Below are 14,768 nucleotides of genomic sequence, written 5' to 3'. Positions count from 1 at the left end.
GTGACCGTGGTCGCGACCCGGGCCAGGCGGAACCGGCGCGTGGGGAGCGGCCGGTCAGGCGCCGGTCACATGTTGTTGAGGGTGGTGTGGTTCCACCATCCCTGGCGGCCGACGATGAAGTCCACCGTCTGCTTGTTCGTGCTGATCTTGCCCTGGTACTGCTGGTTCTTCTTCAGCGGGCTTTCGGTGATCTTGCCGTGGGCGTCGTTGATCGAGTCGATGACGAGGGTCGGGATCTGCTTGAGCGTCGCCGGATCGATGCTCTTCTCGGGGGAGATGGTGATGGCCTCGTCCCAGTTCGGGTGGGCCGCGAGCTGGTGGGCGAGGTGGATCTCGTCGCCTTCGCCGAACAGCAGGTAGGTGAGGTGCTCGGGGTAGGGCAGGTCCCCCAGCTTGCGGAAGGAGAGGACGCCTTCCGGCTTGCACTCCACCGTGGTCTCGGTCTGGGTCATCTTCTGGAAGTCGCGGTTGCCGTTCTTGTCGACCACGACGCGCTCCAGGTGGACGTTGAACGACTTGCCCTTCTGCAGCTCCGGGAGCTCGAAGTGGTGCGGGCAGCGCAGGGAGTAGAAGACCCGCTTGTCCTCGTTCTTCTTGAGGTCGTCCAGGTACATCTTGCGCAGGGCCCCGTCGTCCTTGATCTCGAAGGTGAAGAGGGCCTGGTAGTTGTGCCCGGACGTCTTGTTGTACAGCGCCAGGTGGTAGAAGAAGAGCTTCTTCTTGCCCAGGATGAGGAAGCGGTGGAAGTGCTCGTGTCCGCCGGCCTGGGCGGCGTCGGATGCAGTGCTCATGGTGTGTGGTTGCCTTTCGTGGGGTGCGGGGTGTGGTGCCGCCGGGCCCAGAACGGGCGGTCGGCCCATCGGGTTTCCTGGGCGTGGACGGCGCGGTGGCCGTCCTGGTAGGCGACACGTGCGAGGGCGACCTTCGTCGCGTAACCGGGCAGCGCCGCGCGGTCGCCGCGCAGCCGGGCGTCGACCGCCTCGCCCGCGCTCAGCCCGGTGTAGAGGGCGGTGAGGATGCCCTGGGAGCTGAGCGGGTCGAAGGCGGCAGCCGCGTCTCCGGCGGCCGTCCAGCCGTCCCCGTGCACCCGGTCAAGGTGGGCGGTGTGCGCGGGGGCGCGGCGTGGCGGCCTGAGGAGGGCGGTGAGCCCGTGCGGGCGGGCCCGGCGCGAGACGTGCCGGGTGGCCAGCAGCCGGTCGAGGAACCCCTCGTCGCCTTGCGTATGGGCGGTGGCGAGGGGCAGGTCGGGGTCGGTGAAGTAGGCGATCAGGCGCTGCCGGGAGGGCAGCGGGGCGGTGTACCACCAGCCGTCCCGGTCGGACTCCACGAGGGAACGGCCGTCGGGGGCGTCCTGCGGGTCCTGCGGCACCGGGTCGAGGAGGAGGTGGTGGGCGGTCAGCCGGTCGCCGGTGGTGCGGCGGGCGCCGGCGCGCATCGCGAGCGCGGCGCCCCGCCCGGTGGCGTCGACCAGCCAGCGGCAGCCGACCGTGCGCGCGCCGTCCCGGTCGGCGCTCCCCCGCAGGACGATCCGCCAGGTGCCGTCCGGCTGCCGGTCGGGGCGCCGTACGGCGGTGCGTTCGGCGACGTCCGCGCCCGCGGCACGGGCGGCGGCGCGCAGCCTCCGGTCGAAGAGCGGGCGGTCCAGGTGCCAGCCATGGCCGTAGGGGTCGTGGAGGGAGTCCACAGACTGGAGTTGGGAGGAGCCCCAGGCGGACAGGGTGCCGTGGCAGGGCAGGTGGCCGGTGGCCAGGACCGGGCGGTCCACGCCGAGGTCGGCCAGCAGCAGCCGGCCGGCGGAGACCAGCGCCTCGCCGACCTTGGGCGGGCCGGTACCGGCGTCGGCCAGCAGCACCCGGCGCCCCGCCCTGACGAGGGCGAGCGCCGCGGCGCAGCCGGCCGGGCCGCCGCCCGCGACCACGACGTCGTAGGCGGGTGCGGGGTTCACTGGCTGTCGTGGAAGGGGTCGAGCTTCTCCAAGTAGCCGGCGGCGATGGCCTCTTCGTCCTCGCCGGTCAGCCTCTTGGCCTCCGCGACCGCCTGCTGCACGAGGGCCTCCTCGACCTCCTCGGCCGAGATGCCGCCGCTCCAGGTCCCGGCCGCCGCGGCCAGCAGGGGCCCGCCCGCCTCGGGCACCTGGATGTTGATGAGGTTGGCGTGGTCCGGGACCGTGTCATAGCCGGGCTCGGACTCCACCTGGATGTACTTGGGGAACTTCCCGTCGCCCACGGTGTATTCGTGTGTCTCGACGATGCCGAACTTGTACCAGTCGCCGATCATCTGCTTGCGCTGCTTGTTGAAGGTGTCGCCCTTCAGGCCGCGCAGCCAGACCGCCCGGTTCTCGAAGGCCTTCTCGCGGGCGCTGTCGTCGCCGCCTCCCGGCTTGGTGTTGACGGTGTCGAAGTCGGCTTTCTTCAGCACGTGGTTGGGCATCTGGGCGGGCCAGAAGGTGGGCAGGTAGGGGCTGTAGCGGGGGCCGAGCCCGGAGGGCACGACCTGGTAGCCGAAGCGGCAGCTGGCGGTGTCGCACTGCCAGGGTGCGGCCATCCAGCGGGTGAGGTCGCCGGGGCCCTGTGCGTACAGCGGCCCCGTCTTGCTGAGCACGTCCGAGAGCTTGAGCACGTCGCCGTAGTCGGGTTCGGCTTGGGCCGGGTCGCGGTGCAGGATGCGGTAGGGCTCGCTGAACATGGTCTTGTGGCGGATCGGCCAGGTGACCTCGCTGCCCGGGTGGAAGGCGTCGGCGGCACAGTTCTCCAGCGCGCCGCGTTCCAGCAGTTCCGGCTGTTCGGCGACGGGTGCCTTGTCGACGTCCGGGTGACCGGTGCGGGGTTCGCCGGGCACGAAATCGCCCTCGGCCCACCGGGCCAGCATGCGGTCCTGCGTCGGCGAGAGGGTGAGGTGCTGCCGAACGGAGTCGGCTTTGCCGCTGGTCATGGCGTCGCCGTAGAGCCAGGGCCAGGGCACGGGCGACATCCCGTCCCGGTCGTAGTCGCGCATCTGGAGGTAGATCTGGCGGCGCAGGTCGCGGTGGGTCTCGCTCGGGTCGTTCAGCCGCTTGCGTATGTCCGGGGCGAGGAAGTCGTACGGGCCCCGCCGGCCGAACTGGGTGGCGAACCCGTGGTTGACCCACTGGAGTCCGCAGAACCGTGCCAGCAGCGGCTCGATGTGCTCCGGGTAGGAGACCGGCTCCGCCATGTCCACCGTGCGCTCGCTGACGAACACGTCGTACAGCAGGTCCCAGACGGTGCGGATGGTCTTCACACCCGGTGCGTAGTGCGGCGGGCCGACCACGACCCAGGCCGGGGAGGCGGTCTTGGTGACGCCCCCGATGGTGACCTCCGCCGTGATCGGACCGTCGGAGACGTTGTCGTACCAGGTGTCGTTGTTGGCCACCCCTGTGATCTCTTTACCGGCGTACGAGGCCGAGGTGCCGTCGCCGCCGACGACCACCAGCCGGCCGTCCTTCTGGGTGGCGGCCGAGCCGAGGGAGACCGGCTTGTCCATGATCTTGCCGGCGAAGGTGGCGGTCTGGTGCTGGGACGCCTTGAGGGTCTGGCGGCCGGAGTCGATGACGAGCTTCTTCCGCTTGTCCCCCGTGACGTCGGCGTTCCGGCGACTCCGCTGCTTGTCCGACAGCCTCTTGGCCTCGTCGATGTCGAGCGGGACGTGGAACTGGTACCAGGCGGCCTTCTTGTTGGCCAGGTGCACCGACCAGTTGATCTCGGTGACGTCCCCTTCGCCGAGCTTCAGCTCCCTGACGACCTCACCGGCCTTGTTGTAGCCGTAGATCCGGAAGCGGGCGGCCTGCCGGATGATCTGCCCCGCGCTGTCCTTGTACGACCCGGGTGCCAGCGGCGGCTGGTCGGGTGACTCCGGCCCGATGAAGGGCACCTCGTCACTGTTGCCGACCCGGGCTATGCCGATGGCGGGGTGAATCTTCACTTGTACGATCTGTTCATCCATTACGGGATCCCAACTTGGACTGATCTCCACATTTCCCCCAGCCCACTCATTGTGGAAATCTCCCAATTGCGGGGCGATTCCGGCGCGTCCGATCGGGTGAACCGACGCCGGCGCGTCCTTTCCCCCGTTGCGCGTCAGACCGGGAATTGCACCGGGCACCGGCGCCGGAAGACCGGTCACGACGGTGGTGCATCATTTCGGTGGCCGAAAAGGTGACAGGGGAGACGGGAATGGGCGCACAGGCCAGTTGCGGGCGGGTCCTGCTGGTGGATGACGACGCCACGATCCGGCGGTCGCTGGGGCGTGGGCTGCGATTGAACGGTTTCACCGTCGACGTGGCGGACGGCGGCCGGAACGCACTGGCCAAGGTGGCGGACGCGGCGCCGGATGTCGTGGTGCTGGACATCTCGATGCCGGACCTCGACGGCATCGCGGTGTGCCGGCGGCTGCGAGCGGACGGCAACGACATACCGGTGCTCATGCTGTCCGCGCTGGACGAGGTGGCGGACCGGGTGGCCGGGCTGCAGGCCGGCGGGGACGACTACCTCGTCAAGCCCTTCGCCCTGGACGAGCTGGTGCTGCGGCTGCACGCCCTGCTGCGCCGGCGGCCGCCCGCGGCCACCGACACCGTTCGGATCGGAGGCCTGCTGCTCGATGCGGCGGCGCACACCGCCTGCCTTGACGGCCGGCCGGTGGAGCTGACCCGTCGGGAGTTCGAGCTGCTCGAAGTCCTGGCCCGCAATGCCGGTCTGGTCCTGACCCGTGACCAGCTGCTGGAACGGGTGTGGGGATATGACTTCGAGGTCCGTACCGACGCGGTCGATACGTTCGTCAGCTATCTGCGGCGCAAGCTGGAGGCGGGCGGACGGTCCCGGATCGTGCACACGGTGCGCGGCGTCGGCTTCGTCCTGCGGGACGACGAGGGCGGCGCGCGCGGAGAGAACGGCGAGAACGGCGACAGGGGGCCGCGGGCATGAGGCTGTCCACCCGGATCGCGATCGTGGTGGGGGCCGTGGTGCCGCTGCTGGTGGTGGCCGCGGGCTGGGTGCTGGTGGGCCTGGTCACCAAGGATCTGCATGCGCAGGCCGACCAGCGGCTGCGCGAGCGGTCACGGGGCGTCGCGGTGGCGGCCAAGGGCCTGTTGCGCGCCGCTTCCAAGGACCGGCCGCAGGTCGAGCAGGCGCGCCAGCGCAAGCTGTTCGCCGCGGCGCTGGACATCGGCATCCGCCTGAGCGGCCCGCAGGGCACCGTCATGGACGGCCCGCAACCCGACCCGTCCGTGCGCCTGCCGGACCGGGCGGCCGGGCAGCCGGTCACGGTCCACTCCCGCGGAGAGACCTGGCGCGCCTTGACGGTCCCGGTGTCCGGCCACGGTCCCGGGGTGCAGGGGAGGCTGTGGCTGTTCTCCCCGGAGGCCGCGAACCAGCGGCAGATCGCGCTGGTGCGCGGCCGGGTGATCACCGTCGCGGTGCTCGCCGCACCGGTGTCCGCGGGCCTGGCCTGGGCGCTGGCCGCCGGCGCGGCCCGACCGCTGCGGCGCCTGCAACAACGCACCAGCGGCCTGGACCCGCACACCACCGCCGCACGCCTGGAACACACCCCGACCCGGATCACCGAGGTCGATGACCTCGCGCACACCCTGCAGACGGTCCTCGCCCGCTACGACGAACAAGCCGCCCGCACCGCCGAGGCCCTGGCGACGGCCCGTTCCTTCTCCGCTGCCGCCTCCCACGAGTTGCGCACGCCGCTGATGAGCATGCAGACCAACCTCGACATCCTCGACGCCTTCCAGGACCTCGGTCCCGCCGACCGCGCGGAGACCGTGGACGACCTGCGACGCGGCCACGCCCGCCTGCTGGGGCTGCTGGTGATGCTGCGGGCGCTCGGCCAAGGAGACCTGGTGGAGTCGGATGCGTTCGCGCCCGTCGACCTGGCCGAGCTGGCGGACGCGGCCGTCTCCGATCTGCGCCGCACCCATCCCCAGGCGGAGGTGACGCTCGACGGCGCGCCGGGCCTGACGGTGCTCGGATGGCAGCCGGGGCTGCGTTCGCTGCTGGACAACCTCCTCGCCAACGCGCTGGCCCACGGCCGCTCCGCGGACGGCGGGGCCCGTGTCGCCGTGCGGTTGCGGGCGGACGGCGACGCCGGCGCCCCGGTGGCCGTCCTGACCGTGGACGACCAGGGGCCCGGAGTGCCGCCGGAGCGGCGGCAGACGATCTTTCAGCGCTTTTACCGTCGCGCCGACAGCCCGGGGTCGGGCCTGGGCCTGACGCTGGTTGCCCAGCAAATCGACCTGCACCGCGCGCAACTGCGGGTGCTGGACGGCCCCGGCGGCAAGGGTGCCCGATTCGAGATCGCCTTCCCCCTCACGCGCCCGGACCGGCCCGGTGCCACCGTGCCGCAGCACCGGACCTGGCTCTCGGACACCGCCCGGCAGCGACAGGAATTCCACAAAGTACGTCCCTAGCGTCCTCCCGTGCGCCGGCACCGTGCCCGCGCCGCGAGAGGGGGACCTCGTGCTCGCCAGTACCTTCGCCGCCCCGCCCGAGGCCGCGGGGAGCGTCCGGCGACGAGCGGACGCGCCGGCCGGGCGGGGGTCGCGGCCGCTGCGCCGCGGTCCCTTCATGAGCCGCGAAGCGGGCATCACCGCGCTGGCCCTGGCCACTCTCACGCCGGCCGTCCTCGTCTGCGGTCTCCTGATCACCACGGACGGCAGCGGAGTCCGGCGGGAAGGGCCCGTCACCGGGGCCCACCTCGGCGGACGGCCGGACCGCACCGGCTGGCCGTCCCACACGGAGGCGGCGAGGGCCGGTTGTCCGGGCCGGGCGGCTCACAAAGAAACCACAAGAACAGTTCCTACCTTCGCTCTCACGCAGCCCGCCGCCGGCCCCGTGCGGGGCGGGCTGCCGCACGCATCCGGGCAGTACACAGAACGGAGACTCCTCATGCAGCGTCGCAAAGCGACCATGACCGCGGCCCTGGCGGGCCTCGTCCTCGCCACCACGGCAGCCGCTGCCCCCTCGTTCGCGGCGGCGGGCGCGAGCCCGGCCACGTCGGATTCCGCGGCCGCGCACACCAAGGGCCCCAAGGGCGACGGGGCGCGGAAGCTGTGCCACCGGGTGCCCAGGCTGGAGAAGCGGATCGACAGGCGGATCAAGCGCATGGAGGGCCCGGTCGCCAGGCGCGGCTCCCTCAAGTTCCTGGAAGCGCGCATCGACAACGCCAAGAAGGCCAACCACACGGCCATCGCCAAGTTCCTGGGCGACCGCCTCGCCACCCGCAAGGAGCTCTTGGCGAGCCTCAAGAAGAAGAAGCCCGACCTGAAGGACGTCGCCACCTGGTGCGCGGCGAACAACGGCGGGGCCAAGGACAAGACGGCCGCCACGTCATGAACCGCCGGCGACGCCTGTCCATGCTGGTGACCGTGGCCCTCGCCGCGCCGCTCCTGGCCACCACGGCCTGTTCGTCCGCCACGCCGGACAAGGCGGCCCCCTCCGCCGGCAGCAGCGCCCCGGCCTCGTCCGGCCAACTCGGGCAGATGCAGAAGAAGGTCGACGACGCCGAGCGCGCCGTCGACGCGGCGGACGCCAACGGCAAGGCCGACGACTCCGACAGCGCCGACAACTCCAATAACTCCGACAACTGACATCTGTCGCCTCCGCCGGGCCGCGCCGGCGGGCGGAGGCGCCAGCCCGTGAGGGAGCCGAGCCTCGATGCCGCGCGGCTCCCCAAGGAAAGGGCCGCACTCGGTGGACCATCCCCCTGCGCAACCGCTCGGCAACCGTTACGTCCTCGGCCGGCCGCTGGGCCAGGGCGGGATGGCCCAGGTGCATCTCGCCGAGGACCTGAAACTCGGCCGGACGGTCGCCGTGAAGACCCTCCGCCCCGCCCTCGCCGACGACGCCGCCGCCTGCGCCCGCTTCCTGCGCGAAGCACGTTCGGCGGCCGCCCTCAATCACCCCGGCATCGTCTCCGTCTACGACAGCGGCGAACACACCGACGGGCCCACGCGACTGCCGTACATCGTGATGGAGCACGTCAAGGGCCGGACGCTGCACGACCTCGCACACCGCGGAGCCGGGATCACACCCCCACAGGCCCTGCGGCTGGTCGCGAGCGTCCTGGAGGCGCTGGCGCACGCGCATTCCCACGGCATCGTGCACCGCGACATCAAACCCGCCAACGTCATGTACGGCGATGACGGCACCGTGAAGGTGCTGGACTTCGGCATCGCCCGGATCCTCGATGCGCAGGGCGGGACGCTGACACAGACCGCCACGATGATCGGCACCGCCTCCTACCTCTCCCCTGAGCAGGCCCGCGGCCTTCCGGTGGATGCTCGTACCGACCTGTACTCCACCGGCTGCCTCCTGTACGAACTGCTCACCGGACAACCGCCGTTCATCCGCGACACGACGCTGGACGTCGCCTACGCCCACGTCAACGAGGCTCCCCGGCCGCCCTCGGCCCGCGCCCCTGACCTGACGCCCGACTACGACGCCATCGTCCTCAAGGCACTCGCCAAGGACAGGGACGAGCGGTATCAGAGCGCCGAGCAGATGCACGCCGACATCGACCGTGCCCTCCACCGCCTCGATGCCCCGGCCCCGAGCGCACAGGGCCGGCGCCCCACTTCCCACGGGGAGCGGCACCGCATCGGATCCCTCGCCGCCGCTGCGCAGATCCTGAAGCGCTTGCGCGGCACCGCGTCGTACGTGACGGCCCTCCTGCTGGTCGCCGTGTGGCTGGCGGCGCAACCACGGGCGCAGCACGCCCGGTTCATCCGGCACAACAGCAGCAACGTCCACCACCTCCAGGCGGGCAAGTGGTGGACCTTCTTCACCAGCGGCCTGGTGGTCGACGGCGTACCCGTGGTGGCCGGAATCGCGGCCGTGGCCGCCGTCCTGGGATACGCGGAATGGCGCTGGGGCACCCTGCGAGCCCTCGGCGTCTTCCTCTACGGTCACCTCACCGCGACGCTCCTGACCGAAGGCACCCTGTGGCTCGTGCGCATCGCGCACCTGCACGGCATCCCCGCCCGCGCCCGCGACGTCGGCATCAGCTACGGCCTGGTCACCACGGGCGCCTGCCTTCTCGCGCAGACTCCCGGACACCTGCGCCGCTACGGCCTGCCCCTGCTGGCCGTACTCCTGACCGGCGCCTGTCTCTACGATCCACGACTCGCCGACGCCGGGCACCTCATCTCCCTCGCACTGGGCGCCCTCGCAGCCCACTCCCTTACGCTCCGCACCACCGCGGGCGCCACCGGATCTCGTCCTCCGGCCGACAACGGCAGTGACCGCAGCGAACCCCCGCCCCCGCAAGCCACTGGCCGAGGGGACACCCGCCCGCCGGCCGCGATGCCCACTGCGCCGCCGGCGCTCCGCGCGGACTGACGGACCGGGCAGGATTCGAGAAGCGCCGGTCCCCGGGCCGCGCCTAGCGTGAACGCCATGACTTCCTTCGCATCCCTCACCCTCGAAGTGGCCGACCCCACGGCCGCCAACCACTTCTACACCGCCTTCGGTCTGGACACTCAGGTGCGCCTGCGGGCCTCGGAGGCGCCGACGACCGGCTTCCGTGGCTTCGCGCTGTCGCTCACGGTGTCCCAGCCGGCCACCGTCAACGGCTTCATCGGCGCCGCCCTCGACGCCGGTGCCACGCCGCTGAAGCCTGCCGCGAAGTCGTTCTGGGGTTACGGCGGCGTCGTACGGGCACCGGACGGGACGATCTGGAAGGTCGCCACGTCCGCCAAGAAGGACACCGGCCCGGACACCCGGCAGATCGACGCGGTCGTGCTCCTGCTGGGAGCCTCGGACGTGGCCGCGAGCAGGCAGTTCTACGTCGACCGCGGTCTCGCCGTGGCGAAGAGCTTCGGGCGCAAGTACGTCGAGTTCGCCACCCCGTCGAGCCCCTTCACACTGGCGCTGTACGGGCGCCGCGCCCTCGCCAAGGACCTCGGCGTCCCCGCCGACGGCACCGGATCGCACCGGCTCGCGCTCGGCGGCGACACCGAGGCCTTCACCGACCCGGACGGCTTCGCCTGGGAGGCCACCACGCCGGCCCCGCTGACGCCCGCGCCCTGACCCGCCGGCACCGCCCGCCCGGCGCGGTCGCCGGCCGCGAGACGGCCGCCGCGGTCGCGCGCCCACCGTTCGCCGGCGTGGACGTCAGCCGTGAACGTCAGCGGCCTCCATCGACCGGCTCGATGACATCGGCCCACGTGCGAGTGGTCCAGGGGTTGCCGCTCACCTCGAGCCGCTCGGCCGCCACATCGTCGAGGAAGTGCGCGGCGGAGACCTCCAGAGCCTCATGGGGCCACCAGACGGAGTCGCATTCCGTGCACAGGGAGAAGGCCGCCCCGTCGTCCTTGAACCGGTACGGGTGGACCCAGTCCTGTTCGCAGCGCGGACACTGCGGCAGGGGTGTGGGCACGCTCGTCACCTTCAGATCGATCGATCGGACATGGCCGGGGCCGGGGTCGGGGCCGGGGTCGTCTTCAGGCTACGTGCCGGCCTCGCTCGCGGTCCGCGGCCGTCACGCGGCAGGGCTCGGTGGGTTGCGGGGGCCGCCTGCGAGGGGGACGCCGGTGCGCCGGGCCTGTTCGACGGATGCCGGGGATTTTGCGCTCTGCGCCGCGTCCTGCGGAATGTCCGGGCGCCGTGTCCCACGTTCGGAAGGCGGAACGTATCCGGGCAGGTGCAGTGCGCCCCATACGTACGGGTCCGCCTGGGCGCTCCCGTAGGCGGACCACGCCAGGCGGGTCTTGCCGGTCTTGTCCTGGGTGTCGGAGTCGTAGAGGAGGACGTTGGCGGTCAGACGGTCCGGGTCTACGGGGGCGGGCAGGTCGCCGAGCGGGATTTTCGCTTCGACCGAATAGCCCTTGTAGGGCTGGTCGGTGACGACGGAGGCGACGGCCATGCCGCGGGCGGTACTGCTCGCCGGGCCCTGGCGATTGTCGCCGTCGCGCCCGGCGCAGGCGCCTTTGCCGCCCTTGGTGAAGGGCAGGATGCCGGTCTTGAAGGTGGTCGAGGTGTCGTTGGAATGGCCCTGCGGGTCGAGGTCGATCTCGACGGCATCGGTGCGCCAGTGGCGTTTGCAGTCGTCGGCGGAGTCCAGCGCGAAGCCCTTGACGTCGTCCGTTACGTGGATGATCGCGTACAGGTCGTTACCGTGGCGGGAGAATTCGGCGGCGGCCGCGCAGTCGTTCCCGCCCTTGCACTCCTTGCCCTCCCAGTGCCTCAACCCCAGTTTCGGGCCCGGGTATTCGCCCGGACCGGCCGTGCCGTCGACGACGGGGGCCTTGGCGACTTCGGGCACGTCGGTGGAGGGGTTGGCCGGGTAGGCGGGCTGGGCGCCGTTGGCCAGCCACGGCATCTTCATCCGCCGCGCCCAGTCACGAAAGCCGGCGTACAGCGGCCGTAGCCCGGACTGCTCACGTACCGAGGGCGGCTGCGCGCCGCTGGCGTTGTCGGCCAGGACGGTGAACCACTCGCAGGGCAGCAGCTTCTCTTGGGTTTGTACCGAGGGCGGAAGTGAGCCGAAGCCCTGGGTGGCATATTCGCGGGCCGCGTCCCGTTCGATCTGTGCCCACGTCTTACCGCGCTGTTCGATGGACATCGTCCCGGTCCATACGCCCATGACGGGCAGTCCGGTGTGCGGGTCCGTGGCCTTGTGTGCGGCGCACTTTTCCCCCACGGGCCCCTGGAAGCCCCAGCTCTGGGCGAGCAGCTGGGTGGGCTTCCACGCCTTGTACTTCTCGCGGGTGATCTGGTCGGGGAACGCCTTCGGATCGCCGGCGAGACGGAACGCCTCCGTCGCAAGGCGCCCGGCCTCCTGGTGGCCGCCGTGCTGATTGAACGGGCGGGGGTCCATGGTCACCACCTTCTGCGGGGTGGTCGCACGGATCAGCCTGACGAGCCGCGAGAGGGTGTCCGCCGAAGGCTGCGGCGACTTGTTCCAGACCGTGGTCGTCAGCGGAGCGGACAGGGTGTACCAGAAGTCGGGCTTGTCGAGGTAGAACACATTGCGGATGCCGGCCTTTTCGACGGCCTTGCGTTCCTCGCCCTCACGGATCATGCCCAGAGCGACGCCCTCCTGAGAGCCGTCGGCGTTTCCGCCGCCCTCACCCCGAGTGATGGTCACCACGCCGGTACTCAGCCCTTGTTCCTCCCCCCACTGCCCGAACGTGGCCAGTGACTGGAACTCGTCATCCGGATGGGCGCCGATGAACAGCACATCGGTGTGCGCACTGCCCGGCTCCCCCGGAGCGGAGGAACGCGCCTGCGGCTCGGCCTGCGTCGTGCACGCAGCCAGGGAGAGCGCACCTCCGATGAGCCCGAGCGCGCAGCATGCGGCCCGCAGAACAGGCCGAGGGTTCGAACGCATCAAGGACCCCATCCTCCTCATCGGAGAAGCGCGACGGCGAGTCCCGTTCGAGACTCGTTGAGACCCGTTGATGCGCAGCGATGACCAACGATGGCCGGCAATGACCAGCGATGGGGAAGCCTTGCCCGGCAGAATCGGCGTGTTATTCCACGGCTCGCCCATACGCGCGCGAATTGCCAGAAATTAGGCCATTCCAGGACGGGGCGGCGACAGGGCGGCCGCCGGCGGAATACCGGCACAACGCCGAGCGCGGACAGCGCCGAGCCGTCGCAGCCACTACGAACGACGAGGCGGCAGCTCGTAGAGCTGCCGCCTCGTCACTTCACAGCACCGTTGCAGGACTGGCTGAGCACCAGCTAGTCCTTCCCTGCCGCGCCCCGGTTGGCGCATGCGCGACGTAGCCGTCAGCGCGTCTCGCGGATGCGCCGGTCAGTCGACGAGGGCGAGCTCCGGCTCGTCCGTCGGCTTTGCCGACAGCCTTTCCGTCGACGTGTCCGCCGGCTTTTCCGCGGACTCAGCCGTCGGCTCGTCGGTCTTGCGGCGCCCGAGCACTCCGGACAGTCCGATGAGCAGGCCGATGGCCGAGAGGACGGTGATCGTCAGCAGCGCCGGAGTGAAGCCGGCGAGCAGGGCGTCGGGGCCGGTCTTGCCTTCGCCCCCGGCGGTGAGGACCGCGGTGACGATGGCGAGTCCGATCGCGCCGCCGACCTGCGTCGAGGTGTTCAGCAGGCCGCCGGCCAGGCCCTGCTCGTGGTCCGGGATGCCGGCCGTGGCCTGGATGTTGAAGGACGCGAAGGCCAGGGTGAACCCGATGCCGAGCAGGATCATGCTGGGCAGCACACCGACGGCGTACGGGGCGTCCCGGTCGATGACGAGGAAGAGCACATAGGCGACGAGGTGGGCGATGACGCCGCCCGCGATGGTCCGCGAGGTGCCGATCCGTGCGATCAGACGCTCCATCTGAGGCGAGCCGAAGGCGACGATCAGCGCGGCCGGAAGGAAGCCGAGCGCGGTCTGGAGCGCCGACCACCGCAGCACCGACTGGAAGTAGAGCATGACCACGAACTGGAAGCCGATGTAGCCGCCGAAGAACACGGATATGCCCAGGTTGGCCCGTGCCAGCGAGCTCGAGCGGAGGATGCCGAGGCGGACCAGCGGATGCGCACTGCGGCGCTCGATCACGATGAAGGCGAGCAGCAGGACCGCGGAGATGGCGAACTGGATCAGGGTGTTCGGCGCGGCCCAGCCGGCCTCAGGCGCCTCGACGACGGTGTAGACGAGCAGCAGCATCGCGCCGACCGAGGTGATCGCACCGGGGATGTCGTAGCCGCCGGAGGAGCGGGGGCCGTCCTTGGGCAGCAGGCGGTTGGCCGCGATCCACGCGATCAGCGCGATCGGTACCGGCAGGAAGAACGTCCAGCGCCAGCCCACCTGGGTCAGCAGGCCGGAGAGCACCAGGCCGGCGGAGTAGCCGCTGGCGCCGAAGACGGAGAAGACGCCCAGCGCCTTGTTGCGCGCCGGCCCTTCGGCGAACGTGGTGGTGACGATGGACAGCGCGGCGGGCGCGGTGAACGCCGCCGCCATGCCCTTGAGTATGCGGGTGGCGATGAGCGGGGTTCCGTCGTCGACCAGACCGCCGAGCACGGAGGCGGCGGCGAAGACGGCTACCGCGGTCAGGAACACCCGGCGGCGTCCGAGCAGGTCGGCGGCGCGTCCGCCGAGCAGCAACAGACCGCCGTAACTGAGGACATAGCCACTGACGACCCACTGCAGCGCGCTGGTGGACAGGCCCAGGTCTGCCTGGATGGAGGGGAGGGCGACGCCGACCATCGACACGTCGAGCGCGTCGAGGCCGATGACGAGGGAGACCGTGAGCAGCACTCCCCAGAGTTTGGCGTTCCACGTGGATGTGGAGGCGGACAGCGGTGCGGAGGAAGTCATGCCATGACTCTCACATGCACGCGCATCGAATGCAAGTGCATTTAATTTTCCTGCATCAAATGCTGGCGCATGCTATTCTCGCTCCATGACTGGTGGCTCGGAGCAGGATTTGGTCGACGAGTGGCATGGGCTTCTCGCCCGCCATGCCACCGTGCACAACGCTCTTGAGCACGAGTTGCAGGCGCAGCACGGCCTCAGCGTCAGCGAGTTCGAGGCACTCGAGCTCCTCGCCTCCTCCGACCACGGCAAGTGCCGGGGCCAGGACCTCACCAACGTGGTGCACCTCAGCCAGAGCGCCGCATCCCGGCTGGTCGCCAGGCTGGAACGAAACGGCCTCGTCGATCGCGTCATGTGTGATCTCGACCGCCGCGGCATCTTCGTCGTCCTCACCCACGAGGGCCACCAGCGCTACAGCGACGCCAAGCCGACCCACCGCTCCGTACTCGAGCGGACCCTCCGCGAAGACGCCTGACCACGTC

Annotated in this window: 13 protein-coding genes; 7 read left to right on the top strand and 6 right to left on the bottom strand. The window is 70.8% G+C overall.

What is annotated here, in order from left to right; genetic code table 11:
* Positions 1-65: 65 nt before the first annotated feature.
* The 3 genes from ACIRPT_RS00360 to ACIRPT_RS00350 are packed head-to-tail and all read right to left on the bottom strand — an operon-like array spanning position 66 to position 3,960.
* Positions 66-791 (bottom strand): hypothetical protein, encoded by a 726-nt coding sequence (locus ACIRPT_RS00360; RefSeq protein WP_403819984.1) that lies wholly within the window; start codon positions 789-791, stop codon positions 66-68.
* A complete protein-coding gene (locus ACIRPT_RS00355) occupies positions 788-1,945 on the bottom strand; it encodes an NAD(P)/FAD-dependent oxidoreductase (RefSeq protein ID WP_403819980.1) in 1,158 nt (385 codons plus the stop codon). The genes ACIRPT_RS00360 and ACIRPT_RS00355 overlap by 4 nt, the downstream gene beginning before the upstream one ends.
* Positions 1,942-3,960 carry a LodA/GoxA family CTQ-dependent oxidase gene (locus ACIRPT_RS00350; RefSeq protein WP_403819977.1) on the bottom strand — a complete coding sequence of 673 codons (2,019 nt, stop codon included), beginning with the start codon at positions 3,958-3,960 and terminating at the stop codon, positions 1,942-1,944. The genes ACIRPT_RS00355 and ACIRPT_RS00350 overlap by 4 nt, the downstream gene beginning before the upstream one ends.
* Before the next feature lie 230 nt (positions 3,961-4,190).
* Between ACIRPT_RS00350 and ACIRPT_RS00345 the strand changes: the two genes are divergently transcribed.
* The 6 genes from ACIRPT_RS00345 to ACIRPT_RS00320 all read left to right on the top strand — a co-directional run bounded on the left by ACIRPT_RS00345 (position 4,191) and on the right by ACIRPT_RS00320 (position 10,046).
* Complete coding sequence (locus ACIRPT_RS00345) at positions 4,191-4,937, top strand: response regulator transcription factor (protein WP_403497687.1); 747 nt, start codon at positions 4,191-4,193, stop codon at positions 4,935-4,937.
* Positions 4,934-6,427 (top strand): sensor histidine kinase, encoded by a 1,494-nt coding sequence (locus ACIRPT_RS00340; protein WP_403819974.1) that lies wholly within the window; start codon positions 4,934-4,936, stop codon positions 6,425-6,427. Before ACIRPT_RS00345 ends, ACIRPT_RS00340 begins: the two co-directional genes overlap by 4 nt.
* Positions 6,428-6,905: 478 nt before the next feature.
* A complete protein-coding gene (locus ACIRPT_RS00335; protein ID WP_403497683.1) occupies positions 6,906-7,352 on the top strand; it encodes a hypothetical protein in 447 nt (148 codons plus the stop codon).
* Positions 7,349-7,606 (top strand): hypothetical protein, encoded by a 258-nt coding sequence (locus ACIRPT_RS00330; protein WP_403819970.1) that lies wholly within the window; start codon positions 7,349-7,351, stop codon positions 7,604-7,606. The genes ACIRPT_RS00335 and ACIRPT_RS00330 overlap by 4 nt, the downstream gene beginning before the upstream one ends.
* Positions 7,607-7,709: 103 nt before the next feature.
* Positions 7,710-9,356, top strand: coding sequence for a protein kinase (locus ACIRPT_RS00325; protein ID WP_403819967.1), 1,647 nt, complete (start codon positions 7,710-7,712; stop codon positions 9,354-9,356).
* Positions 9,357-9,413: 57 nt separating this feature from the next.
* Positions 9,414-10,046 (top strand): glyoxalase, encoded by a 633-nt coding sequence (locus tag ACIRPT_RS00320; RefSeq protein ID WP_403819964.1) that lies wholly within the window; start codon positions 9,414-9,416, stop codon positions 10,044-10,046.
* Positions 10,047-10,143: 97 nt separating this feature from the next.
* Here ACIRPT_RS00320 and ACIRPT_RS00315 read toward each other — a convergent pair whose 3' ends face one another.
* From ACIRPT_RS00315 to ACIRPT_RS00305, 3 genes are all read right to left on the bottom strand, one after another.
* Positions 10,144-10,395 carry a hypothetical protein gene (locus ACIRPT_RS00315; RefSeq protein WP_403497676.1) on the bottom strand — a complete coding sequence of 84 codons (252 nt, stop codon included), beginning with the start codon at positions 10,393-10,395 and terminating at the stop codon, positions 10,144-10,146.
* Positions 10,396-10,497: 102 nt separating this feature from the next.
* On the bottom strand, positions 10,498-12,348 hold the full coding sequence (locus ACIRPT_RS00310; RefSeq protein WP_403819961.1) for a PIG-L family deacetylase: 1,851 nt from the start codon (positions 12,346-12,348) through the stop codon (positions 10,498-10,500).
* 429 nt (positions 12,349-12,777) lie between these two features.
* Positions 12,778-14,289 (bottom strand): MFS transporter, encoded by a 1,512-nt coding sequence (locus tag ACIRPT_RS00305; RefSeq protein WP_403819958.1) that lies wholly within the window; start codon positions 14,287-14,289, stop codon positions 12,778-12,780.
* An 85-nt stretch (positions 14,290-14,374) separates the two neighbouring features.
* Here ACIRPT_RS00305 and ACIRPT_RS00300 point away from each other — a divergent pair, with 85 nt between their 5' ends.
* Positions 14,375-14,761 carry a MarR family winged helix-turn-helix transcriptional regulator gene (locus ACIRPT_RS00300; RefSeq protein ID WP_403819955.1) on the top strand — a complete coding sequence of 129 codons (387 nt, stop codon included), beginning with the start codon at positions 14,375-14,377 and terminating at the stop codon, positions 14,759-14,761.
* Positions 14,762-14,768 lie beyond the last annotated feature (7 nt).

Source organism: Streptomyces sp. NPDC101227 (genome assembly GCF_044767545.1).
Taxonomy (GTDB): Bacteria; Actinomycetota; Actinomycetes; order Streptomycetales; family Streptomycetaceae; genus Streptomyces.
Note: the sequence above shows the minus strand (reverse complement) of the source record. Positions and strands in the feature narration are given on the sequence as shown.

Excerpts from the sequence above, each read along its gene's own strand:
- ACIRPT_RS00310 (WP_403819961.1), bottom strand. The coding sequence starts at position 12,348 with ATGCGTTCGAACCCTCGGCCTGTTCTGCGGGCCGCATGCTGCGCGCTC.
- ACIRPT_RS00350 (WP_403819977.1), bottom strand. The coding sequence starts at position 3,960 with ATGGATGAACAGATCGTACAAGTGAAGATTCACCCCGCCATCGGCATA.
- ACIRPT_RS00330 (WP_403819970.1), top strand. The coding sequence starts at position 7,349 with ATGAACCGCCGGCGACGCCTGTCCATGCTGGTGACCGTGGCCCTCGCC.
- ACIRPT_RS00300 (WP_403819955.1), top strand. The coding sequence starts at position 14,375 with ATGACTGGTGGCTCGGAGCAGGATTTGGTCGACGAGTGGCATGGGCTT.
- ACIRPT_RS00360 (WP_403819984.1), bottom strand. The coding sequence starts at position 791 with ATGAGCACTGCATCCGACGCCGCCCAGGCCGGCGGACACGAGCACTTC.
- ACIRPT_RS00320 (WP_403819964.1), top strand. The coding sequence starts at position 9,414 with ATGACTTCCTTCGCATCCCTCACCCTCGAAGTGGCCGACCCCACGGCC.
- ACIRPT_RS00335 (WP_403497683.1), top strand. The coding sequence starts at position 6,906 with ATGCAGCGTCGCAAAGCGACCATGACCGCGGCCCTGGCGGGCCTCGTC.
- ACIRPT_RS00340 (WP_403819974.1), top strand. The coding sequence starts at position 4,934 with ATGAGGCTGTCCACCCGGATCGCGATCGTGGTGGGGGCCGTGGTGCCG.
- ACIRPT_RS00345 (WP_403497687.1), top strand. The coding sequence starts at position 4,191 with ATGGGCGCACAGGCCAGTTGCGGGCGGGTCCTGCTGGTGGATGACGAC.
- ACIRPT_RS00305 (WP_403819958.1), bottom strand. The coding sequence starts at position 14,289 with ATGACTTCCTCCGCACCGCTGTCCGCCTCCACATCCACGTGGAACGCC.